Source organism: Streptomyces sp. NPDC055254, from assembly GCF_053606025.1.
In genome coordinates this window covers 33,518-55,868 of the sequence record NZ_JBSGQV010000029.1, presented here as the reverse complement: position 1 = coordinate 55,868, position 22,351 = coordinate 33,518, and the positions used below count along the sequence as shown (strand labels likewise).

Sequence of the window (22,351 nt, the reverse complement as noted above, 5' to 3'; positions counted from 1 at the left end):
GACTGAAATAAGTGAAAAACCCTAGGGGGGAGACCTCAGTGCGTCACATGGTTTTCCGCCTCAAGGTCTCCGCCGTCGGTGCCGAACCGGGAAGCACGGAGCGGGCCGGCGCCCGCAACCCGTCGAGGAACAGCTGGAGGTGACGGTGGGTGAAGTGGTTCACGTCGATGCAGGCCGTGCCGGGAAGGGGTCGGCTGAGCTGGGACAGGGCGACCATCAGGTCGCCGACGCCGATGTCCGGGCGGACCAGTGCGGCGTCCTGGCCGGCGGTCAGCAAGGCTTGGACCGCGGCCTCCAGGACGTCGCGCGCGGCCAGGAGTTCGGGGTGGTCGTGGCCGAAGTCGGCGGCGAGCATCGGGCACAGGGCGCCGATGCGCTCGTCGGCGGCGGCGTGCGTGAAGCGGCACAGCGCGTCGAAGGCGTCGGCCTCCTCGGCGAGGGCGCGCTCCGCGTGCCCGGTGACCCGGTCCATGACGAAGAGCACGACGTGGCGGACCAGCGTCGGACGGTCGGGGAAATGTCGGTACAGGGTGGCGTTGCCGACGCCGGCCCGGCGGGCGACCTCGTCGAAGGCGGCGCCCGGGCCGAACTCGACGAACAGCTCGCGGGCCGCCACCAGGATCCGCTCGCGATTGCGGACGGCGTCGGCGCGCGGGCGGGTCGCGGCGCCCGGCGCCGCGTCCGCCGGGGGCGCGCCGAGCCGGACCGCGTGCGCCGGGGCCGCGTCCCGCGCCGCGTCCGCGGCAGCGGTCGGCCGGGCGGGCGGAGCCGCCGGGTCGGACGGCGCCGCCAGGTCCACGGCCGCCCCGCGGGCGGTCGGCGCCGCCGGGGCGGTGGTGGTGGGGCGCTTCATCGAGGGCCTCTCCGGCAGGTGATCCGTACGGTCCCGCCGAAACGGGGAGCCGGTCCCCACTTCCGGGGACTCACGTACAAACGGGGATCGGGTCCCCGGTTATTTCACTCCCGCGTGTGACCTGGGTCACGAGCCCGGCCGCCGCCGGTCACCGTTTGGCCTCGCTCGACGCGCGGGCGCGCCGCAGCCGTCGGAGGGTGGGCGAACAGAGCGCAGTCCGGACCCGGCCGGCTGCCGCGGACCCGAAGGCGAGCTCCATGCCGCAGACCCGCCACCGGATACGCACACCACGCCTCACCAGCGCGTTCATCGGCCTGACCGCGCTGGCCCTCGGCGTCACGGCGACCGCGAGCGCGGGCATCTCCGGCCGGGGCCGGTCCGCGGCCGGACCGGTGGCCACCACCGTCGAGTCGGCCCTCGCGCCCTGCCGCATCGCGGGCACGATGGGCGTGCAGATGTCCGAGGGCCTGCCGACCCCGCCCGGGTACGCGCGATCGACCGGCGAGGTCAGGGCGCTGAACCTCATGATCGACTTTCCCGATGCCAAGGGCGAGGGGACGGCCGCGGACCGGATGGCGGAGTTCTTCCCCAAGACCGCGGACTGGTTCCGCACCAGCTCCTACGGCCGGCTCACCTACCGCCCCGAGGCCCCGATAAGGACCTGGCTGCGGATGCCGATGCCGTTCGCCGCGTACGGCATCGAGCGCGGGTCCCCGTACGAACCGGGGTACCGGCAGCTCGTCGAGCACATCGCGAAGGCCGCCGACCCCGACGTGGACTTCAACCGGTACGACCTGATCAACGTCCTGGTCACGCCGAACGCCGGACCGTCCGCCCTGGACACCGTCCTGTCCGTGACCTTCTCCGGCAACGGCGAGGCCCCGGTCGCCGACGGGGTCCCGCTGTCGAACACGTCCTTCGTCTACAGCCGCCAGGACGACGGCTCCGGCACCTACCGGGAGACCGGCTACCGGGTGCTCCCGCACGAGAACGGGCACGTCTTCGGGCTGCCCGACCTGTACACGCCCGACGGCGGGGGCACCGTCGGGCACTGGGACATCATGAGCGAGGACTGGGGGGCCAACAACGATCTGCTGGGCTGGCACAAGTGGAAGCTGGGCTGGCTGGACAGCACCCAGATCAGCTGCGCGTCGAAGTCGGGCGTCAGCGACCACGTGCTGTCCCCGCTCGCGGTGCGGGGCGGCACGAAGCTGGCCTTCGTACCGCTCTCGGAGAGCACCGGGTACGCGGTGGAGGTGCGGACCAGGGCCGGCAACGACGAGGCCGTCTGCAAGCCGGGGGTCCTCATCTACAAGGTTGACTCCGACGTGGACACCGGGCAGGGCCCGGTGACGGTTTCGGACAGCGCCGCGTCGAGCGGCGGCTGCACACGGCGGCCGAACGTCCACGCGGAGCTGTCCGACGCGCCGTTCCGGCCCGGTGAGACCTTCACGGACGAGCGGTCGGGCATCAGCGTCTCCGTGGTGGGCGAGCTGCGCAACGGCAGCTACCAGGTCCGGATCACCCGCCCCTGACGCTCCCCCGGCCGGGGCCGCCGCCCGGGGCCGCCGCCCGGGGCCACCTGCCCGACCGGGCGCCGCACCGGCCGAACCGCCGCGCACCGGACGGTCTGCGCCGACTCGGACACCGGCGTCGCCCCCCGCTGCGTAGCGTGGTCCGCATGACGACGATTGCCCGAGGCCCCGCACCTGGCGCTGTGGCACGCGGCGGCCCTGCTGCGGGAGCACCGCGGTGACGGCCACGTACTCGCCCTCGTGGAAGCCGGCCTCGACGGCCTGGAGGCGCTGGTGTCCCACACCGCCACGGGAACGAACTGGAAGCCCGGCTACCTGCGGGCCGCGCGCGGCTGGTCCCCGGCCGAATGGTCCGCGGCGGGCGGCGGGCTGCCGCTGCGCCTCGTCGGCAAGCGGTGAGCTGTCGGGTCGGCCGGGGCGCAGGGCGCCCGTCGTCCGGTGGCTGTCACCGCGCAACCCCGTGGCAGGAAACGGGAATTGCTTGCCGCACCGGACCGTTCGGGGTTACGGGACCAGGTTGGCGCTCCGCCTGCCCGGGCCGAGGTCCGCGCGGTCGGGAAGCGGCCGCGCGGCGACGAGAGGGGCACATGGGATGACGCAAGCAGAAGGCCTGGGTCAGGTCACCGACGTCACGTTCGCCGATGAGGTACTCAACTCCGACCTGCCGGTGCTGGTGGACTTCACCGCCGACTGGTGCGGTCCCTGCCGCCAGATCGCGCCGGTGCTGGCCGCGATCGCGCAGGAGAAGGCCGGCGAGCTGAAGATCGTGCAGCTGGACGTGGACACCAATCCGGAGACCCAGTCCAAGTACGGGGTGCTGTCGATGCCCACGCTGATGGTCTTCCGGGGCGGCGAGCCGGTGAAGTCGCTCGTGGGCGCGCGGCCGAAGGCCAAGCTCTTGCGCGAGCTGGAGGACGTCATCTGACGCCGGCACTCGGACCGGACCGGCACGGGGACGGCCAGGCGCACTGAGCGCCGGGGCGTCCCCGTACGCGTTCAGCCGTGTTGCGGCACCCGCGTCGCGCGGCCTGCGGCGATCGTGGCGGCGGTGATCCGGCGGGCCGGGGACCGCGGGTGCTCCCGGAGGTAGAAGTGGCCCCCGCCGTAGAGGTACAGGCCCCGGAAGAGCGGGGCGCGTTCGGCCCGGGCGGCCAGCCGGTGGCGGGTGACGACCATGCCACTCTCGCCGCCGAAGACGGTGAGGGGCACCGCGAGCGGCGGGGCCCCGGCGTCCGGGTCCCACGTGTCGACGAACCTTCGGGCGCGGGCGGCAAGGGGACGGCGGCGAGAGGCGGACGGGAGCGCCGCGCTTAGGGTGGGCCGCATGGAGTCCTACACCATCGGACAGGCCGCCCAGCTGCTGGGCGTCAGCGTCGACACCGCCCGCCGGTGGGCGGACGCGGACCGCTTCCCCACCCACCGGGACGGCAACCGCCGCATGGTCTCGGGCCCCGACCTCGCCGCGTTCTGCGTGGCGGCCGCGCGGGAGGGCGCCGAGGGCGAGGACGTCCCGCACACCTCGGCGCGCAACGCCTTCCCCGGCATCGTCACCGCGATCACCCTCGGCGACGTCGCGGCGCAGGTCGAGGTCCAGGCGGGCCCGCACCGGGTGGTGTCCCTGCTGACCCGCGAAGCGGTCGAGGAGCTCGGCCTGGAGGTCGGCATGCGGGCCACGGCCCGGGTGAAGTCCACCAGCGTGCACATCGACCGGGGCTGACCAGCCACGACGGCACCGCCCGGCCGCGTCGGGGGACCCCGCCGACCTGATCGTCGACCTGTCCGGCGTCTACGACGAGAGCCGGTAACCCCGTCTGCGGATCATGCACCACCCGCTACACTGACGGCGGTGGCTCCACCCTCACGGGCAGCCACCGCTGCCTTCGTAGCTCAGGGGATAGAGCACGGCTCTCCTAAAGCCGGTGTCGCAGGTTCGAATCCTGCCGAGGGCACAACCTGCGCAGCAGGACACAGAGGCCCCCCGTTCTCCGGACCGGGGGGCCTCTCGTCGTCCCCACCGGGCGCTCGGGACTCACCCCCGACGTCGTGGCACGGCTGAGGCGCAGCATCCGGCCGGCTTCCGAGAACGCGCAGGGGCCGACCGCGGTGCAGTGAAGGGGTAGTTGACGGGTTCTGGTTACGATGGGGGCGTGTCGCGTGGCGCCGCCTACTGAGATGTGGGCCGGGCGGTGGTTGGGCAGGCACCTGTTGTTGAAGGACCGGACCCATGGGTGTCTACACCACCGGCTACGGGTGATCTCCCTCGGTTGTTTCGCTGCCGTCGCACGCACACACCGTGAGGAACCCACACCCCGTGTCATCGTTCACCGATTTCAACACATCCGTCATCGCCGAGTTCCGGGCCAACGCCGGGCGGGTCGGCGGGCCCTTCGAAGGCTCCGAGCTGATCCTGCTCACCACCACCGGCGCCAGGTCCGGCAAGCCGCACACCGTGCCCCTCGGCTTCGTCCGAGGGGACGGGAACCGGCTGCTCGTCGTCGGATCCGCCGCCGGGGCCGACCGGCACCCCGCCTGGTACCACAACCTGCTCGCCCGTCCCCTCGTCCAGGTCGAGACCGGGACCGAGGAGTACGAGGCCGTCGCCGTGCCCGCCCAAGGGCCCTCGCTGGACGAGCTGTTCGCCCGCGTAGTGCGGGAGGAGCCCGGCTACGGGGAGTACCAGGAGCGGACCGCACGGGTGATTCCCGTCGTGACGCTCCAGCGCACCCACGAGGTCGCCTCCGGGGAGGCCGGGATCGCCGGGAAGCTCCTCGACGTGCACGGCTGGCTGCGGGCGCAGCTGGCCCTCGTACGGGAGGAGGCTGCGCACGGCGACGGAACGGCGACGCTCACGCTGCAACTGCGCCAGCACTGCCTGGCGTTCTGCCACACGCTGGAGTTCCATCACAGGAGCGAGGACGCCGGGCTGTTCCCCTACCTGGAGCAGCAGCACCCCCACATGGGGGAGTTCTTCCGGCGGATCGCGGCCGAGCACGAGGCCGTCGCGGGGCTCCAGGAGGAGCTGGTACGGGCGCTGGACGGGCCCGGCACCGGCGCCGGCCTGAGCGACCGGGTGGAGCGGCTGAGCCGTGAGCTGGAGGCGCATCTCGACCACGAGGAGGAGCAGTTGCTGCCCGTGCTGAGGGCCCTGGACGTCTGACGCGCGCGTCCGGCGCAGGCACCCGCGGGCATGCGGGCTCGCGGGGCCTACGCCGCGACAAGCACGGGCACGAGCACGAGCACGAGCCGGGGCGGCGCGGCGCCCCGGGTCAGCTCAGACCCCGGCTGCGTTCGCCGATGCGGTCACCCTGGGGAGTACCGGCCCGCTTGAGGGCCGCCTTCGTGTGCACTCCGCCCTTCACCTTGCTCCGCACCGGACCCTCGAAGCCGTGCCCCTGCGCACGCGGCACCTGGAACGGGTCCTGCGCCTTCGCGAGGGCCGCCTGGACGTCCTGCTTCTGCTCTTTGCTCATCCCGTCGTCAACTCCTTCGGGAAGCACCCAATCGGACTACTCGGATCGTATGCAGATATACGGACCAACGCACCCGGACCGGACGTAAAGAATTTCGGATCAAGGACGCTACGCGTCCGGCGCCGGCCGCTCCCGCGGCCCCAGCACCTGGTGGAGCAGCTCCTCCGGGCAGGGCGTCCCGCGCGGCAGCTGGTACTTCGCGGCCACCCGGTACTCCCCCGGCGCCGCGACCAGCAGTTCCGTCCACACGTCGCCGGCCGCGTCGGGAGCCGCCTTGAACAAGCAGCCGGCCGTGTTCGCGTACTCCTTCGGGAGCGAGCTCCCGCCGCCGCTCCGCGCCTTCGACGCGAAGGTCTCCTGCGGCGGCGGCACCGCCTTGCCCGCCCCGTCCACCAGCCCCAGCCACGGCGAGTGCGGGATCCGCACCAGCACCCGGCCGGGCTCCTTGACGTCCACGACGAGCTGGTCGGCGCTCGCACGCACCACGCTCGCCGGCCCGGCCACCAGGTCGGTCGGTCGGTGCACCTTGAAGAGCTGCCAGTTCTTGTCGCCCCACACCTGCTGGAGGTAGGGCAGCCCGCCCTCCCGCACCAGCTCGGCCTCGTCCTTCCCGCCCTCGTCGGGCTTGTCGGCGGGCAGCACCACGTAGTGCACGGCCCAGCGGTCCAGCCAGTCCCGGTAGGTCGCGGCGGTGAGCGTGTCGTCGTAGAAGAGCGGGTTGCGCTCCAGGTCGGCCTGCCGGTTCCAGCCGCGCGCGAGGTTGACGTACGAGGGGAAGGCCGAGGACTCGCGGTGGCTGCTGGCCGGGACCACCTCGACCCGGCCGCGCTCGGCACCCGCCTTCTGCAGCTGGTCGACGAGCGGGGCCAGCTCCCGGTTCCAGGCCGCGACCGGGGTGGTACGGACGATGTCCGTGATGCTGTTGGTGGTGATCCACAGGTTCACCCCGGCGAAGGCCAGCACCAGCGCGTACCAGCGCCGCGAGCGCGGTACCGCGTACGGGAGGGCGGCGATCAGCACGGCGCCGCCGAACAGCATGGCCAGCCGGGTGACGTTCGAACCGACCTGCGAGTCGACGGCCCAGGTCAGGAACACGCCGAGGGCGTAGACGCCCGCGGCGATGCGGACGGTCTTCCACGTGCGCGGTACGAGCACCAGCACCGCCACCGCGGCCGCGAACGGCAGCGCCGCCGAGCCGAGCTTCATCGGCTGGGTCCCGGAGAAGGGGAACAGCCACGCCGACAAGCCGACCACGGCCACCGGCGCCAGCCCCAGCGCGTACGCACCCGGGCGCCGCCGGCTCAGGAACAGCGCGGCGGCGACGACCCCGAGGAAGAGCCCGGCGACCGGGCTGGCGGCCGTCGCCAGGCCCGCCAGCGGGGCCGCCGCGGCTGCCTTCGCCCAGCGCCGCTCGGCCCATTTGCGGGGCCAGCAGAAGACGGCGGCGATCGCACCCAGGGCGAACAGCACACCGAGGCCGAAGGTGACGCGGCCCGACAGGGCGTTGCAGAACAGCCCGTACACCCCGGCGAGCGCGGGCCACAGCGGCTCCCGGACGGCACCCCGGCAGCGGGTCAGGATCAGCGCGAACAGTCCGGCCGAGACGGTGCCCGCGATCATCATCGTGGTCCGGACGCCGAGCACGTGCATGAGGTACGGGGAGACCACGCTGTACGAGACGGGGTGCATGCCCCCGTACCAGGCGAGGTTGTACGCCGAGTCGGGATGGCGCCCGACGAACTCGGCCCAGGCGTCCTGAGCGGCGAGGTCGCCGCCGCTGTTGGCGAAGGCGAAGAACCAGACGACGTGCAGCAGCCCGGCGAGGACCGTCGCCACGACCACCGGGTGGCGTCGGGCCGGGCCGAGGACCCCGCCTCCCGCGCCGGAGCCCGGGCGGCGCCCCTCGGACACCCCGGACACCCCGGACGCCCCGGAAACGCCGCCGTCTACCGACGGAGCGGGTCCGAGGCGCGGGCCCTGCTGCTCAGCGGTGGTCACTGCCGTACTCCCCAACACCCGAGTCCACCCATGTGGACGTACATGCACACGCACACGCAGGCGTCCGCGCACCGGCATCACACTGGCACCCTCACCCGCACCGCCACCACCCCGGCCGCGCATCCGCTCAGCCCGTCGGGCGCGCGTACGGGCCGCGGGTACCGTCCCCCGTGCCAAGACGCGCTCCGGCGCCCCGGGGTTGCCCGGGGCGCCGGAACCACGCTCTCACCGATGGTCAGCCGACGCGCGTCAGCTTGCTGCCGAGGCCCGGCGCGGCGAGATCGCTCTGCAGCACCACCGGCACCTTCACCTGGCTGGCACCCTCGCCGACGGTCAGCATGCCGACCTCGGTACCGGCCTTCGCCGTCTGCGGCAGCTTGCCGCCGCCGTCCCCCAGCTTGATGCCGACGGTCAGCCCGCCCCAGCCGACCGCCTGCACGTCGGCGGACGCGATCACCGGGGTCCGGCCGCCCAGTCCGTCGTCCACGTAGCCGACGACTTGGCCCTTCTTCACCACCGGAGCGCCTTCGAGGGACTTCTGGGTGGCCTGCATCAGCTGCTTGCTCGCGGCGAGCACGCTGTCGATGATCGGCGGCTTGTGCTGGCCGAGGACGGCTCCGACGATCAGCTGGTTGGTGTTGCCGATCTTCTTCTGGGCGGCGAAGAGAAGGTTTCCGCCGGCCTTGGTCGTCGTACCGGTCTTGATGCCCAGGGCGCCGGTGGGACCGGTCAGGCCGTTCCAGTTCCGCCAGTTCTTGCCGGACGGGTCCACCCAGCTGGTCTTCTTCGTGATGTCCAGCAGCGTTTCCATCTCGACCAGCCGCAGACCCAGCTTGACCTGGTCCTCGGCGGTACTGACCGTCGTCGCGTCCAGACCCGAGGGGTCCGTGTACGTGGTCTTGGTCATGCCGAGTTCCTTGGCGGTGTCGTTCATCTTCTTGACGAACGCCTCCTGGGAACCGGCGTCCCAGCGCGCCAGCAGCCGGGCGATGTTGTTGGCCGACGGGATCATCAGGGCGGCGATCGCGTCGTACTCCGAGATCTTGTCGCCCTCCTTGACCGTGTCGAGGGTCGACTCGTTGTCGGTCGAGTTGTTCTTCTTGCCCTCGGCCTCGGCCGTCTTGTCGACGTCGATCATCTCGCCCTGCTCACCCTTCTTGATGGGGTGGTCGCGCAGGATGATGTACGCCGTCATCGACTTGGTGACGCTCGCGATCGGCACCGGCTTCTGCTCGCCGGACTGGCCGAGCGTGCCCAGACCGGCCGCCGCCATGTACGCCTGGCCTTCGGTGGGCCAGGGCAGCTCGGGCTTGGCGCCGGCGAAGGCGTACGAGGACTTCTCCGTCATGACCAGCTTCGGCTCCGGCAGCGGGCGCACCAGCTGCACGACGGCGAGGATCACGGCGAGGAGCACGACGAGCGGGGCGTAGATCTTGACCCGCCGGACGGCGGTACGCAGCGGGCTCGGCGGCGGGGGCGGGTTGTTCGTGAGGTCCGCCAGCATGTCGAGCGGCGGCTTCGGCGGCAGGGGCTGCTGGGTGGTCCGCTCGGACGACTCGGCCGGCGCCGCCCCACGCGTGGCGGCCGTCTTCGGCGCGTAGGGCGCCGCGGGGGCCGGGGCAGGCGCGGGGGCCGGGGCAGGCGCCGGGGCAGGCGCGGGCCGGGACGCCGGCGCGCCGGCCGGCTTCGGAGCATCGGCGTCCGTGCGCAGCGGTACGAAGGTACTGGCCTTCGGCGGCGCACCACCGGGCCGGACCGCACGGAAGACCGCCGTGCGCTCGCTGTCGACGGGCTCGGCGGGCTCATCGGCGGCCGGCTGGGACCGCTCCGGAGCGGCGGCGGAACCGGAAGCGGGCGGAGCGGTGGGACGGGGCGCCGACCCGGGGGCCGGCGTGCCTGCGGGCGCAGAAGGGGAACGAGAACCGGAACCGGAACCGGCCGCAGTGCCGGACGCCGGCTTCACGGCACGGAACACGGCGGTCCGCTCGCTGTCCGCAGGCTCGGCGGCAGTCGACTCCGACGGACCGGAACCGGAATCCTCCCGCGGCGGTACCGCATCCGGCTTGAAGGCACGGAACACGGCGGTCCGCTCGCTGTCCGCAGGCTCCCCGCCGGACGGCTTCGGCACCTCGGGAGCCGGCGCGGAGGGCGGCTTCACCTTGCGGAACACGGCGGTGCGCTCGCTGCTCCCGGAGTCCTCGGCGGCCGGCTCGGGCTTCCGGGGGACGACCGAGTCGGCGGCAGCCGAAGACGAAGGAGAACCCGAGAGGGAAGCGGAATCGGAGGCGGAAGCAGAAGCGGAATCCCGGTCCGGCGACGTCGCAGCCGACTTCGGGAGCCGGAACACGGCGGTGGCGCCGTCCTCGGCGGACTCGTCCTCGACGGCGGAACCGGAACCCGCGGGCTCCGCGGCGTCCGCGCCCCGTACACCGGAACGGGCCTCGGCGGAGGCGTCGCCGTCGCTGTCGCTGTCGCTGTCGCCGTCGGCATCGCCGTCACCGGGCTCGGCGGAGGCGACCCACGCCGCCACCGCCTCGCGCAGGGGATCCCGCGGCCGGGCGCCTGAGCCGGCACCCTCGTCGTCACCCCCGCCGCGCTCGGCGGCGGATCCGGGCTCGACCTCGGCCCCGGTCGCGGAGCCGGTCGCGGGTTCGACCTCGGACCCGGTCGCGTCCTCGGACTCGACCTCGGTCGCCTCGGGACCGGCCACACCGGCCCCGGAAGCCTCCGGGTCGGCCGCATCCGCACCGGAAGCCTCGGCCTCGCTCGCGTCGGGCTCCGCCGCCGCCCCGGCACCGGAACCCGACGCCGAACCCGACGCCGGACCCGGGGCGGACTCCGACGCCGGACCCGGGGCGGACTCCGACGCCGAAGCCGCCGTCCGCGCACCGGCGCGGGACGGCGAACCGCCGCCCTCCGGCTCCCTCGGCCGGAACACCGAGAGCCTCGGGTCGTGCTCCGCGGAGGACTCCGCCACCCCCGGCGCTCCTTCATCAACCGACTTGTCGGGGGACTCGCCCGCCACCAGTTCCTCCTCCATCGCCGCCACGTCCGGCTGTCCGAATGTCTAACAGTGTCCCGTCTCGGGGGCATCGCCCCCGAGACAGACGAGAACGACATAGTTGCGGGTTCCACCACAAACCGGTCACGCGCTCTCGACAGATGAATGTGAGAGGCGTCACCCTGTCACTCATCCACGCGGGGAGGCATGGATGGGCAGGAGCCGCAGAACAATTCCGGAGGAGCTTCTGCTGCTCGCCTTGGACCCGGCCACGGGTACCACGGCGCAGCCGCAGTCGCTCGACCTCGGCCTGGCCGGGGCACAGCTAGTGGAGCTGGCTCTGGCAGGACGGATAGCCCCTGACGGGGATCGTATCGCCGTGGTGATGCCACGGCCGACAGGAGATCCGACTTTGGACTCCGCACTGGAACTGCTGCGCAGACGCGGCAGCCCGGTCCGGGCCGTCCACTGGATCGGTGGACCCCGACTGGGGCTCCGCCAGATCTACCTCACGCACCTGGAGCGCTGCGGCATGGTCCATGCCGTCGCGGGACAGATGTGCGGGGTGCTGCCGACGACTCGCTACCAGGCGACCGACACGGCGATCAGCCGGGAGATCCGTGCCCGGCTCGACAGTGCGATCCGCACCGGCGTACCGCCGGACCCGCGGACCGCGGCGCTCGCCGCACTGGCCCACGCGGTCGGACTCGGCAAGCACCTGTACCCCGGCAACGAGGGGCGGTCGTCCAGGTCCCGGCTGCGGGACCTGATCCGGCACGACCCGATGGGCGGACTCGTGGCGCACGCCGTGATGGACGTCCAGAACGGTGTGGCGGCACAGCCACGCCGTGACCGCGCGCCGGTACCACCGGCCCGGGCCACGGCGAGCGGTGTCCCGATGCAACCGCGCCGGACCGGTGCGATGGCCCGCGTGGCCGCGCACTGATCCACGCCCGGCACCGCGGGCACCACCGCGGGGGCGCGACCGCACCACCGCGGGACGCGTCGCCGCGGGCCCGCAGGACCGCACCGCCCGCACCACCGCACGTACGCGCTCGGATCCACCGCTCCGTCGCACCGCCATCGCACCGCCACAGCACCGCCACAGCACCGCCACAGCACCGCCATCGCCGTGACCGGCGTCCCCGAGGACCCGGTTGGGGAGCCGCCAGCGCGCGGGGTGGCGGGCCCGGTTCGCCGGTCCCGCCGCCCCGCGCGTCTGTTTTCCGGGCCGTTCCCCAGCGGCGCCGCACGCTTCGGTGGCAGTCTGCTCAACATCAGACACGCAGCGAGACAGCGACAGAAGAAGGCGGAGGTGCCGTTCACGTGGCGTCCAATGTCAATCCCACCGTCCGACGTCGCCGACTGGGGATGGAGCTGCGCAAGCTCCGCGAGGACAAGGGCATGACGGCCGAGCAGGTCGCCGAGCGCCTCCTCGTCTCCCAGTCGAAGATCAGCCGACTGGAGAACGGCCGCCGTTCCATCAGCCAGCGCGACGTCCGCGACCTGTGCGACGTGTACGAGGTCGAGGACCGCCGGCTCGTCGACTCCCTCATGCAGATGGCCAAGGACTCCCGCCAGCAGGGTTGGTGGCACGCCTTCGGCGACATCCCGTACAGCGTCTACATCGGCCTGGAGACGGACGCCGCCAGCCTGCGCACGTACGAGCCGCAGATGGTGCCGGGCCTGCTCCAGACACCCGAGTACGCCCAAGCCCTCATCCGCGGCGCACTGCCCGAGACGGCGCCGCTCGACGTGGAGAAGCGCGTCCAGGTCCGCATGCACCGGCAGAAGCGGCTCTCGGAGACCGAGAACAACAATCCCGACGTCGGCCCGCTGCGCCTGTGGGCGGTGATCGACGAGGCGGCGCTGCGCCGGCACGTGGGCGACGCGCAGTTGATGATCCGGCAGCTGGAGTACCTGATAGAGCAGTCCGAACAGCCCTACATCACGGTGCAGGTGATGCCTTTCACGATGGGCGCGCACCCCGGCGTGAACGGCCAGTACGCCATTCTCGAATTCCCGGACGCCTCCGACTCGACCGTCGTCTACATCGAGGGCGTGACGAGCGACCTGTACCTGGAGAAGGCCAACGACGTGCAGAAGTACAGCGTCATGTACGAGCACCTGCGGGCCCAGGCCCTCAACGTCGAGCAGACGCGGCAGTTCATCGCCGAGATCATCGACAATTACGCGGGCAAGGGGAAGTGAACGCGGAGAGTACGGGCAGGTGGCGGGACGGCGCAGCACCGTACACCGTCGGTCCCCGGGCGCAGAAGACCTGATGGAATATGCCACTCGGTCGGGTGAATGACCACTTCACCCGTCGGGCGGTGCCGGTAGCGTCGATCGCGTCGGCCAGGAACAACGGAATTCGGCCGACGCCCCCACCGGCACTACTCGCTGAACCGGAGAACAACATGGCTATTCGTCAGGGCGGCACCGAGAACTGGATCAAGTCCTCCTACTCCGGCGGGAACGGCGCTTGCGTCGAGGTCAAGTCCCCCGTCATGGAATCCATCGCGGTCCGCGACTCGAAGGTGCAGGAGGGTCCGTCCCTCACCTTCGCACCGGGCTCCTGGACCTCGTTCGTCGCCGACGTCACCGAGGGCCGGCTGGGGCGTCTCGCCTGAACTTCCCGGTATGTGCCCTCCCTGTCCCCTCTGTACGGCCGGCACCTTCCGAACACCGCGAGCAGCACTGACTGGAGCCCCCCTCGACCGGCCGCCGTCCTGGCCGAGGGGGCTCGGCCATGTCCGGGGCCGGTTTCGCGGGCGGTCGCCGGGCCTGCGTCCGGACGGCTACCTCAGCTGGTCCACGTAGCGGTCCGTCCCCACCACCGTGGGAATGAACGGCGCCACGAGCTCCACCCGGCCCAGCCCCACCCCGGCCACCTCCGCGTCCAGTCCCCGGAAGCGGTCCCAGCACCCGCGGGGGTCGGACTCCAGGAACCACAGCAGCGTGAGCCGGGTGTCGACCCCCTCGACCTGCTTGACGTAGGTCATCCGGTCGCCGGGCAGCGGCGTGGGCCGGAAGACCGTCACCATCGCCGCCGGGGATCCGTGCAGCCGCTTCGGCAGCGCACGTGAGCGCAGCCACTCCAGCAGCTCGGCGCGCCGCTCGGGACCGTCGGCGTCGACGACCTGGAGGACCAGCCCGGAGTACGGGTGGTCGAGCGCGTGGTGGTCGCGCGGGCCGGCGGCGCCGTCGCGGTAGACGGTGGCCGCGTGGTCCTGGAACGACGTGAAGACGTGGGTGCGGTCCTGATAGACGCGACCGTCGCGGTTCAGCCGCTTGTTGATGCCGACGGTCCACTTCATGTGCTCGTCGTACCGGCCCTCGGTGACCCAGTACGTGGACAGGTAGCACCCGTCGGTCACCGGCTGGGCGACGGCCGACTTCTCCGGGTAGCGCAGCTCCCGCAGCTCCCGGGTGGCCACCCAGCGGCGACCCGCGTACATCCAGGGCATGGCCATCGCGCCGGCGTAGTAGTGGTCGTCCTCGTACCAGCGGTTGTACGCGTACTCGTGGCCCGGATGCGGCTCCACCAGGGTGATCAGGGCGTGGCCGGGGCGGACCCCGTAGGGCCCCACGGCCGCCAGTTCGGCGTAGTCCTCGACGCGGGTGTCGGGGCGCTGCTCTCCTGTGGTCATGGGACCGGTCTAGCTGATGCCGCGTCAGATGGGGAGGGGTCGAGGACCGCCGTTCGACATCCGCCACACCCCCTTCCCAACCCCGCCCCTCTCCCCTACCCTGACGCATCGTCAGATCTAGACCCCGCGACGCCCCCACCCCCCGGAGGTCCCGCCGTGCTGCTGCGAGGGAAGACCGTCGTCGTCTCCGGAGTCGGGGCCGGGCTCGGGCACCAGGTGGCCGCCGCCGTCGTGCGGGACGGGGGGAACGCCGTGCTCGGGGCGCGGACCGAGGCGAACCTCGCCAAGTCCGCCGCCGAGATCGACCCCGGTGGTACGCACACCGCCCACCTCCCCACCGACATCACGGACGAGGCCCAGTGCGAAGCCCTCGCCGCACTCGCGCAGGAGCGGTTCGGCGGCCTCGACGGGGTCGTGCACGTCGCCGCCTGGGACTCGTACTTCGGCGGTCTCGCCGACGCCGACTTCGGCACCTGGCAGCAGATCCTCGACGTGAACCTGCTCGGCACCCTCCGGATGACCCGGGCCTGCCTGCCCGCACTCAAGCGCGCCGGCGGCTCCGTCGTCATCATCGGCACGCAGTCCGCGGTCGCCGCCCCCAACGAGGTCCAGCAGGCCGCGTACGCCGCGTCCAAGGGGGCCCTGACCTCGGCCATGTACTCCATGGCCCGCGAACTGGGCCCGCACCGGATCCGGGTCAACACCGTCCTGCCCGGTTGGATGTGGGGGCCGCCCGTCCAGGCGTTCGTGACCTTCACCGCCCACGCCGAGGGCGTGCCCGAGGCCGAGGTCCACGCCCGCCTCACCGCGCGCACGGCCCTGCCCGACCTGGCCACCGACGGGGACGTCGCCGACGCCGCCGTCTTCCTCGCCTCCGACCGGGCGAGGGCGATAACCGGCCAGTCCCTGCTGGTCAACGCAGGTGAGCTCATGCGATGACCCGCCCCGCCCCCGCGGACGCGGATCGTATGCTCGGCCCATGACCACTCCGAGTGACGCCCCGACCGAAAACGCGATGCGCCGCGCGCTCCGGCGGGCCCGTGACGGCGTCGCGCTCGACGCGGCCGAGGCAGCCGTCCTGCTCCAGGCGCGCGGCGAGGCCCTGCGGGACCTCGCCGCCTCCGCCGCGCGGGTGCGGGACGCGGGGCTCGCCGCCGCCGGGCGGGCCGGTGTCATCACGTACTCGCGCAAGGTCTTCATCCCCTTGACCCGGCTGTGCCGCGACCGGTGCCACTACTGCACCTTCGTGACCGTCCCCGGCAAGCTCCGCCGGGCCGGCCACGGCCTGTACCTGTCCCCCGACGAGGTCCTCGACATCGCCCGCCGGGGCGCGGCGGCGGGCTGCAAGGAAGCCCTGTTCACGCTCGGCGACCGCCCCGAGGACCGCTGGCCCGAGGCCCGCGAGTGGCTCGACGCGCACGGTTACGACGACACCCTCGCCTACGTGCGCGCCATGGCGATCCGGGTCCTGGAGGAGACCGGCCTCCTGCCGCACCTCAATCCGGGGGTGATGTCCTGGTCCGACCTCCAGCGCCTCAAGCCCGTCGCGCCGAGCATGGGCATGATGCTGGAGACCACCGCAACCCGCCTGTGGTCCGAGCCCGGCGGCCCCCACCACGGGTCCCCCGACAAGGAGCCGGCCGTACGGCTGCGGGTGCTGGAGGACGCGGGCCGCTCCAACGTGCCGTTCACCACGGGCGTGCTCATCGGCATCGGCGAGACGTACGAGGAGCGGGCGGACGCCTTCTTCGAGCTCCGCCGCATCCAGCGCAGCTACCACGGCATCCAGGAGGTCATCGTCCAGAACTTCCGCGCCAAGCCGGACACCGCGATGCGCGGGATGCCGGACGCGGAACTGGAGGAGCTGGCCGCCGCCATCGCCGTCGCGCGCCACATCCTGGGGCCCGGTGCCCGCATACAGGCCCCGCCGAACCTGGTGGACGCCGAGTACGCCCTGCTCATCGGCGCGGGCATCGACGACTGGGGTGGCGTCTCCCCGCTCACCCCCGACCACGTCAACCCCGAGCGGCCCTGGCCGCACATCGAGGAGCTGGCCGAGCGCACCGCCGCCGCCGGCTTCGAGCTGCGCGAACGGCTGACCGTGTACCCGGAGTTCCTGCGGCGCGGCGAACCCTGGCTGGACCCCCGGCTGCTGCCGCACGTGCGGGCGCTGGCCGACGCGAACACGGGCCTCGCGAACGAGGGGGCGGCGGTGGAGGGCCGCCCGTGGCAGGAGCCGGACGAGGGCTTCACCGCGTACGGGCGCACCGACCTGCACGCCACCATCGACACCGAGGGCCGTAGCGGCGACCGCCGCGAGGACTTCGACCACGTCTACGGCGACTGGGAGGCCCTGCGCGAGGCGGCGGCGCCCGGCATGCGCGCGGAGCGCATCGACACGGACGTGCGGGCCGCGCTCGCGCGGGCCGCCGACGACCCGACGAAGCTCACCGACGCGCAGGCCCTCGCCCTGCTGCACGCGGACGGCCCGGCCCTGGACGCGCTCTGCCGGATCGCGGACGACCTGCGCAAGTCGGTCGTCGGTGACGAGGTCACGTACATCGTCACGCGGAACATCAACTTCACCAACGTCTGCTACACCGGATGCCGATTCTGCGCGTTCGCGCAGCGGCGCACGGACGCCGACGCGTACACGCTCTCCCTGGACCAGGTCGCCGACCGCGCCGCGCAGGCGTGGGACGTCGGCGCGGTCGAGGTGTGCATGCAGGGCGGCATCCACCCGGACCTGCCCGGGACGGCGTACTTCGACATCGCGCGGGCGGTGAAGGAGCGGGTCCCGGGCATGCACGTGCACGCCTTCTCCCCGATGGAGGTCGTCAACGGCGCGACCCGTACGGGGATGTCCGTACGGGACTGGCTGGCTGCGGCCCAGGAGGCCGGGCTGGACTCCATCCCGGGCACGGCGGCGGAGATCCTGGACGACGAGGTGCGCTGGGTCCTCACCAAGGGCAAGCTGCCGACGGCGGACTGGATCGACGTCGTGGCCACCGCGCACGAGCTGGGGATCCGGTCCTCGTCCACGATGATGTACGGCCACGTGGACCAGCCGCGGCACTGGCTGGGCCACTTCCGCACGCTGGTCGGGATCCAGGAGAGGGCGCTGGCGAACAACGTGGCGGGCTTCACGGAGTTCGTCACGCTGCCGTTCATCCACACGAACGCGCCGGTCTACCTGGCGGGCATCGCCCGGCCAGGCCCGACGGTCCGGGACAACCGGGCGGTGACGGCGATGGCGCGGCTGCTGCTGCACCCGCACATCACCAACATCCAGACGAGCTGGGTGAAGCTGGGTGCGGAGGGTGCGACCGAGATGCTCCGCTCCGGGGCGAACGACCTGGGCGGGACCTTGATGGAGGAGACCATCTCCCGGATGGCGGGTTCCAGTTACGGCTCGTACAAGTCGGTCCGGGACCTGGTCGCCGTGGCCGAGGCGGCGGGCCGCCCCGCGAAGCCCCGTACGACGCTCTACGGCGAGGTCTCCCAGGAACGCCGGTCCGCGGCCCACGCCTCGGACGGTCACCTCCCGGCCCTCCTCCCCCTCCTGGACACCCCCTAGCCACCCGGAGGTCCGGGCCCGACGGGCCCGGACCCCGCGTGGCCGGATCCGGCCCCCGCCAAGGACAGCGGCCCGCGTGCCGTCGGCCAGGGGGCGGCTGGAAGTATTCGGATTCCGGCCGTTCTCCGCTCGCTTACGGACCACGTGACGGACTCCGTCCGAGTTCGACCGAAGCTGTCCACTACAGTGCGCGCCAGTGCTATCGCGGGGGCGGTGGCAGGCACGGGCCAGGGGACGGTGAGCGCGGTGGACGCGACAACCAGTGCGGAAGCGGTCGCCCTTCCGGGCACGGCGACCGGTACGACCACACCTGGGGGACGCGAAGCCGCCACCCCGCAGGCACCGCTGTCCGGCCCGGCGGGTCCGATGCCGATGCCGCCCCTTCCGGCTGCTCCGACGGCGGGCGCTCCGATACCGATGCCGGGCGCTCCGGGGCCTCCGATGCCGGCCGCTCCCCTACCGATTCCGGCCGCTCCGGGGCCTCCGATGCCAGGCGCTCCGGTGCGGGTTCCGGGGAGCGGGCCTGCGCCCGGCCTCGACCCGGTTTCCGGCGCGGGGCCGGTCCCGGGCCACGGACACCTGCCCGTACCGGGCTCCGCGACCCCGCACGGCCACGGCCCGACCGAGCCCGCGACCGGCGCGGCACGACAGGACGCCGGCCCCCGGCACGGGTCGGGCCCGGCCGAGCCGGTGGCCGGGGCGGCACCGCCCGGCGCCGGGCGCGGGTCCGGATCGCGGATTCCGCCCGGCCAGGGCAACGGCACCGACGGGCGAGGCCTGCGGGCCGCCGCCGTGGCCACCGCGTTGTGGGGGCGCGTCGAGCAGCAGGACTTCCGCAGCCGGGTGCGCGGCACCCTCCTCGGCTCCGCCATCGGCGACGCCCTCGGCGCACCGCTCGCCGGCCTCTCCCTCGGCGCCGTCCGCGAGGCCCACGGCGCCGCCGGGCTGACCGAGCCGGCGCCCGCCCACGGCCGGCGCGGCACGGTCACCGCCGCCACCCAGCTCACCCTCTTCACCGTGGACGGGCTGATACGGGCCCACGTACGCCGGGACACCGGCAACTGGCACCCGCCGACCGACATCCACCGCGCCTACCTCCGCTGGGCCGCCACCCAGAGCGACTGGGGCCCCGACGAGCGCCGCGAGGACAACGGCTGGCTCGCGCAGGAGGAATGGCTGTACGCCCGCCGGGCCCCGGACCGCGCCAGCCTTCTCGGCTTCGCCGACGACGTCCTCGGCACCCTCGACCACCCCAAGAACCCGGCCGCCCACGACGCGGGCGCCGCCGTCCGCTCCGCCCCCTTCGGGCTGCTCGTCGGCTGGGAGCCCTCTCTCGTCCTCCAACTCTCCGTGGAGTGCGCCGCGCAGAGCCACGGCCACCCCACCGCGTACCTGTCGGCCGGGGCGCTCGCCGTCATCGTGCACGGGCTGACCCGAGGCGACTCCCTCGACTCCGCCGTCCGGCGCGCCCTCGGCCTGCTGGCCCCCCGGCCGGGCCGGCAGCCCGTCACGGACGCCCTGGAGCGCGCACTGGCCGCCGTCACCCAGGCCCCGCCCGGCCCCGAGGCCGTCGAGTCCCTCCGCGCGGGCCGGCCGGGCGACGCCGCGGACGCCCTCGGCGTCGCCGTCTACTGCGCGCTGGTCGCCGAGGACGTCCCGAGCGGGCTGCGCCTGGCCGTCAACCACGGCGGCGACTCCGCCGCCGCCGGCGCCCTGTGCGGGGCCATGCTCGGCGCCCTCCACGGCGAGACCGCCCTCCCCGCGGCCTGGCTCGCCGGCCTGGAAGGCCGCGCCACCCTGCTGGAACTGGCCGACGACTTCGCCCTGGAGATGACCCAGGGCCCCGCCCTCCACGGCCCGTCCTTCTCGACCCCCGGCTGGCTCGCCCGCTACCCCCGCGGGTAGGGGGCCCGGCCTTTGGTCCGCACGGCGACGCATCGCGCATATCGCTCCCGCCACCCCCGTACGGATGTGCGACGATCACTCGTCGCACATCACCCTGGGGGGTTCATGCCAATGACATTGGCATCCGCAAGACATCCGATTTCCACCGTACTGACGTGCCTGCTCGCCGTCCTCGCCGCGCTCCTCCTCCCGGTGAGCACCGCTCATGCCGCGCCGGCCTCACCGGGCGCGCAGGACTGCGTCGCCGTCGCCGAGGGACGGCACTCGGGTACGTTCACCACGGCCGGACAAACACACTGCCTGGAGCTGCCGAGCCCGCAGGGGGCCCGGATCGCGGCGCTCACCTCGCTCGGCGGCGCGAGCGTGACCGTCCAGGTCGAGGTCGTCGACAAGAACGGCACCGCACAGTGCACCGGCGGGGATCTCACCTGGGGCGGCTGTGCCCTGACCGGAACAGCACCGTTCCGCGCGCTGGTGCGCGCTGACGACGACACTGCGACCGGGGCGTACGGAGTCCAAATTGTCCGTACGGACGTCCTCCAGAAGGGCTGCCCGATCCTGCCCGCCGGGAGCTTCGCCGACAACTCGGGGAGCGTGCGGCTGGAGACCGGCAACGGCGTCTTCTCGCACTGCCTGACGATCCCGGCCGACGCTCACTCCACCTCCGAGCTCCTGCGCATCCGCTACGGCCTCCCGGACGAGGACGAGGGGCCGTTCCCGAGCTTTGCGATCCGCATGGTCGACACCGACGGCAACGGCCCCCACAACTGCTACAGCCACCCCGCGCCGGGCCAGCAGCTCCGGAGGGACGGCCTCACCAGCTGCTCCTTCACCTCCGGAAAGGCGTACACCGTCCTCCTGCAGGGCCAGGACGCCCCGCGCACTCACACCCTGGACCGCTGGGACACCACCGCCACGGCTCGCGGCTGCGCCGTCTCCGCGGCGACGGCGGTCGGCGCCCCGGCCGCGACCGGTGCGTCCGGCCAGAACGGCACCCTGCGCTGCCACCGGATCGCCACGGGCGCCGCCACGGACCGGCTGCGCGTCAACGTCCGGGACGCGCAGGACTCCACGCACATGCTGGTCATGAGCGCCAACGGCGGCATCGCTTGCCACCAGAAGACCTGGGAGTGCACGGTCACCGGTTCCACCAGCTACCAGGTCGTCACCCAGGTCCCGGAAGGCTGGCCCCTGCCCGCTTCTTACCGCCTCGACGCCTGGCGGATCGCCACGGCCGCCGGACCCGCACCCGAGTGCACCCGGGCTGGATCGGTCGCGTACGGGTACGGCCCGCTGACCGGCACGCTCTCCGAGCAGCGCACGGGCGTGTGTGCCGTCCTGACGAGCGTCTCGGGTGACTCGTTCCGGGCCGACATCACCACCACGGACGGCGGGACGCGCACCCCGGAGCCCGCGCTCTACAGCAACGCCTGGACCAACCTCTGCATGGGCAACTCCTCCCCGTACACGTGCACCGGCACCGGCACCGGCACCGGCACCGAACAGAGCGTGTTCGTCCTCGCACTGCCGGACCGGACGGACCGTACGGCGTACCGCGCCGAGCTCGTCTGCACCACCGCACCCTGCGGTTCCGAGGACCTCTCCGTCGGGACGGTCACACCGGACACCGCGCAGAGCGGCACGGTCGCCACCCTCACCGTGCAGGGCTCGGCGCTGGGCATGGACACCACCGTCCGGCTCACCGGCGGCCCGGCGCCCCTGACGGCCACGACCGTCTCGGTCTCCGACGACGCCCGCACGCTGAAGGCCACCGTGGACCTGCGCTCGGCCCCTGCCGGGCACTGGAACATCAACGTCCACGCCCTCGGCTCCCAGTACCCGCGCGGCACGCTGACGGTGACACCGCCCACGGCCTCAGACCTAGGTACGTACAGGCCGATCACGCCCACCCGGCTGATGGACACCCGCAGCGGCCTGGGCGTACCGAAGGCCAAGGTGGGCCAAGGCGGCACGGTCACCCTCCAGGTGAGCGGCACCGCGGGCATCCCGACGTCCGGGGTGACCGCGGTCGTCCTGAACGTCACGGCCACCGACCCCACCACGGACAGCCACGTGTCGGTCTACCCCAACGGCACCACCCGCACCAGCGCCTCAAACCTCAACTTCACCCAAGGGCAGACGATCCCGAACCTCGTCGTCGTCCCCGTCGTGAACGGAAAGGTCAGCTTCTACAACAACGCGGGATCCGTCGACCTCATCGCCGACGTCGCCGGCTACTACACGACCGACGGCACCGGCTCCACGTACAGGCCGATCACGCCCACCCGGCTGATGGACACCCGCAGCGGCCTGGGCGTACCGAAGGCCAAGGTGGGCCAAGGCGGCACGGTCACCCTCC

At 72.9% G+C, this 22,351-nt stretch carries 16 protein-coding genes, 1 tRNA gene and 2 pseudogenes; 13 read left to right on the top strand and 6 right to left on the bottom strand.

All coding sequences use genetic code 11. The annotated features are described in order from the left end of the window. Positions 1-43 precede the first annotated feature (43 nt). On the bottom strand, positions 44-853 hold the full coding sequence (locus ACWFQ8_RS24095; protein ID WP_453788329.1) for a TetR/AcrR family transcriptional regulator: 810 nt from the start codon (positions 851-853) through the stop codon (positions 44-46). A 257-nt stretch (positions 854-1,110) separates the two neighbouring features. Between ACWFQ8_RS24095 and ACWFQ8_RS24090 the strand changes: the two genes are divergently transcribed. The 3 genes and pseudogenes from ACWFQ8_RS24090 to trxA all read left to right on the top strand — a co-directional run bounded on the left by ACWFQ8_RS24090 (position 1,111) and on the right by trxA (position 3,313). Then, a complete protein-coding gene (locus tag ACWFQ8_RS24090) occupies positions 1,111-2,388 on the top strand; it encodes a M6 family metalloprotease domain-containing protein (protein ID WP_453788328.1) in 1,278 nt (425 codons plus the stop codon). Positions 2,389-2,544: 156 nt separating this feature from the next. After that, a pseudogene (locus ACWFQ8_RS24085) lies at positions 2,545-2,760 on the top strand (helix-turn-helix domain-containing protein); the annotation flags it as partial. Between the two features lie 220 nt (positions 2,761-2,980). After that, the gene (gene trxA, locus ACWFQ8_RS24080) at positions 2,981-3,313 is read left to right on the top strand and encodes a thioredoxin (RefSeq protein ID WP_453788327.1); all 333 of its coding nucleotides are present in this window, start codon (positions 2,981-2,983) and stop codon (positions 3,311-3,313) included. 71 nt (positions 3,314-3,384) lie between these two features. On the opposite strand, the gene ACWFQ8_RS24075 is transcribed toward trxA, so the two are convergent. Further along, positions 3,385-3,714, bottom strand: a complete 330-nt coding sequence (locus ACWFQ8_RS24075; RefSeq protein ID WP_453788326.1) for a hypothetical protein — start codon at positions 3,712-3,714, stop codon at positions 3,385-3,387. Here ACWFQ8_RS24075 and ACWFQ8_RS24070 point away from each other — a divergent pair. The 3 genes from ACWFQ8_RS24070 to ACWFQ8_RS24060 all read left to right on the top strand — a co-directional run bounded on the left by ACWFQ8_RS24070 (position 3,713) and on the right by ACWFQ8_RS24060 (position 5,545). Next, entirely contained in the window at positions 3,713-4,105 is a 393-nt protein-coding gene (locus ACWFQ8_RS24070) for a TOBE domain-containing protein (protein ID WP_453788325.1), read from the top strand. The genes ACWFQ8_RS24075 and ACWFQ8_RS24070 overlap by 2 nt on opposite strands. Positions 4,106-4,264: 159 nt before the next feature. Further along, a tRNA-Arg gene (locus tag ACWFQ8_RS24065) sits at positions 4,265-4,337 on the top strand. Positions 4,338-4,699: 362 nt separating this feature from the next. Beyond that, complete coding sequence (locus tag ACWFQ8_RS24060; protein ID WP_453788324.1) at positions 4,700-5,545, top strand: nitroreductase/quinone reductase family protein; 846 nt, start codon at positions 4,700-4,702, stop codon at positions 5,543-5,545. Positions 5,546-5,654: 109 nt separating this feature from the next. On the opposite strand, the gene ACWFQ8_RS24055 is transcribed toward ACWFQ8_RS24060, so the two are convergent. From ACWFQ8_RS24055 to ACWFQ8_RS24045, 3 genes are all read right to left on the bottom strand, one after another. Next, positions 5,655-5,858 (bottom strand): hypothetical protein, encoded by a 204-nt coding sequence (locus ACWFQ8_RS24055; protein WP_453788323.1) that lies wholly within the window; start codon positions 5,856-5,858, stop codon positions 5,655-5,657. A 108-nt stretch (positions 5,859-5,966) separates the two neighbouring features. Next, entirely contained in the window at positions 5,967-7,856 is a 1,890-nt protein-coding gene (locus ACWFQ8_RS24050) for an MFS transporter (RefSeq protein WP_453788322.1), read from the bottom strand. A gap of 235 nt (positions 7,857-8,091) precedes the next feature. After that, on the bottom strand, positions 8,092-10,896 hold the full coding sequence (locus tag ACWFQ8_RS24045) for a hypothetical protein (protein ID WP_453788352.1): 2,805 nt from the start codon (positions 10,894-10,896) through the stop codon (positions 8,092-8,094). Positions 10,897-11,068: 172 nt separating this feature from the next. On the opposite strand from ACWFQ8_RS24045, the gene ACWFQ8_RS24040 reads away from it, so the two are divergent. The 3 genes from ACWFQ8_RS24040 (at position 11,069) to ACWFQ8_RS24030 (ending at position 13,490) form a co-directional block, all read left to right on the top strand. Beyond that, positions 11,069-11,803 carry a GOLPH3/VPS74 family protein gene (locus ACWFQ8_RS24040; protein WP_453788321.1) on the top strand — a complete coding sequence of 245 codons (735 nt, stop codon included), beginning with the start codon at positions 11,069-11,071 and terminating at the stop codon, positions 11,801-11,803. 380 nt (positions 11,804-12,183) lie between these two features. Further along, positions 12,184-13,068, top strand: coding sequence for a helix-turn-helix domain-containing protein (locus ACWFQ8_RS24035; protein WP_453788320.1), 885 nt, complete (start codon positions 12,184-12,186; stop codon positions 13,066-13,068). 209 nt (positions 13,069-13,277) lie between these two features. Next, positions 13,278-13,490, top strand: coding sequence for a DUF397 domain-containing protein (locus tag ACWFQ8_RS24030; RefSeq protein WP_453788319.1), 213 nt, complete (start codon positions 13,278-13,280; stop codon positions 13,488-13,490). A 168-nt stretch (positions 13,491-13,658) separates the two neighbouring features. On the opposite strand, the gene ACWFQ8_RS24025 is transcribed toward ACWFQ8_RS24030, so the two are convergent. Then, on the bottom strand, positions 13,659-14,510 hold the full coding sequence (locus ACWFQ8_RS24025) for a hypothetical protein (protein WP_453788318.1): 852 nt from the start codon (positions 14,508-14,510) through the stop codon (positions 13,659-13,661). Between the two features lie 156 nt (positions 14,511-14,666). On the opposite strand from ACWFQ8_RS24025, the gene ACWFQ8_RS24020 reads away from it, so the two are divergent. The 4 genes and pseudogenes from ACWFQ8_RS24020 to ACWFQ8_RS24005 form a co-directional block, all read left to right on the top strand. Further along, a complete protein-coding gene (locus ACWFQ8_RS24020) occupies positions 14,667-15,449 on the top strand; it encodes an SDR family oxidoreductase (protein WP_453788317.1) in 783 nt (260 codons plus the stop codon). A 40-nt stretch (positions 15,450-15,489) separates the two neighbouring features. Then, entirely contained in the window at positions 15,490-18,087 is a 2,598-nt protein-coding gene (locus ACWFQ8_RS24015; protein ID WP_453788316.1) for a bifunctional FO biosynthesis protein CofGH, read from the top strand. A gap of 792 nt (positions 18,088-18,879) precedes the next feature. Further along, positions 18,880-19,992: an ADP-ribosylglycohydrolase family protein gene (locus tag ACWFQ8_RS24010; protein WP_453788351.1), complete on the top strand. Its 1,113-nt coding sequence runs from the start codon at positions 18,880-18,882 to the stop codon at positions 19,990-19,992. Between the two features lie 111 nt (positions 19,993-20,103). Continuing rightward, a pseudogene (locus ACWFQ8_RS24005) lies at positions 20,104-22,351 on the top strand (hypothetical protein); the annotation flags it as partial.

Bases quoted from the DNA above. Each gene is read 5' to 3' on its own strand.
- ACWFQ8_RS24095 (WP_453788329.1), bottom strand. From the start codon at position 853: ATGAAGCGCCCCACCACCACCGCCCCGGCGGCGCCGACCGCCCGCGGG.
- ACWFQ8_RS24090 (WP_453788328.1), top strand. From the start codon at position 1,111: ATGCCGCAGACCCGCCACCGGATACGCACACCACGCCTCACCAGCGCG.
- trxA (WP_453788327.1), top strand. From the start codon at position 2,981: ATGACGCAAGCAGAAGGCCTGGGTCAGGTCACCGACGTCACGTTCGCC.
- ACWFQ8_RS24070 (WP_453788325.1), top strand. From the start codon at position 3,713: ATGGAGTCCTACACCATCGGACAGGCCGCCCAGCTGCTGGGCGTCAGC.
- ACWFQ8_RS24075 (WP_453788326.1), bottom strand. From the start codon at position 3,714: ATGCGGCCCACCCTAAGCGCGGCGCTCCCGTCCGCCTCTCGCCGCCGT.
- ACWFQ8_RS24055 (WP_453788323.1), bottom strand. From the start codon at position 5,858: ATGAGCAAAGAGCAGAAGCAGGACGTCCAGGCGGCCCTCGCGAAGGCG.
- ACWFQ8_RS24045 (WP_453788352.1), bottom strand. From the start codon at position 10,896: ATGGAGGAGGAACTGGTGGCGGGCGAGTCCCCCGACAAGTCGGTTGAT.
- ACWFQ8_RS24040 (WP_453788321.1), top strand. From the start codon at position 11,069: ATGGGCAGGAGCCGCAGAACAATTCCGGAGGAGCTTCTGCTGCTCGCC.
- ACWFQ8_RS24030 (WP_453788319.1), top strand. From the start codon at position 13,278: ATGGCTATTCGTCAGGGCGGCACCGAGAACTGGATCAAGTCCTCCTAC.
- ACWFQ8_RS24025 (WP_453788318.1), bottom strand. From the start codon at position 14,510: ATGACCACAGGAGAGCAGCGCCCCGACACCCGCGTCGAGGACTACGCC.
- ACWFQ8_RS24015 (WP_453788316.1), top strand. From the start codon at position 15,490: ATGACCACTCCGAGTGACGCCCCGACCGAAAACGCGATGCGCCGCGCG.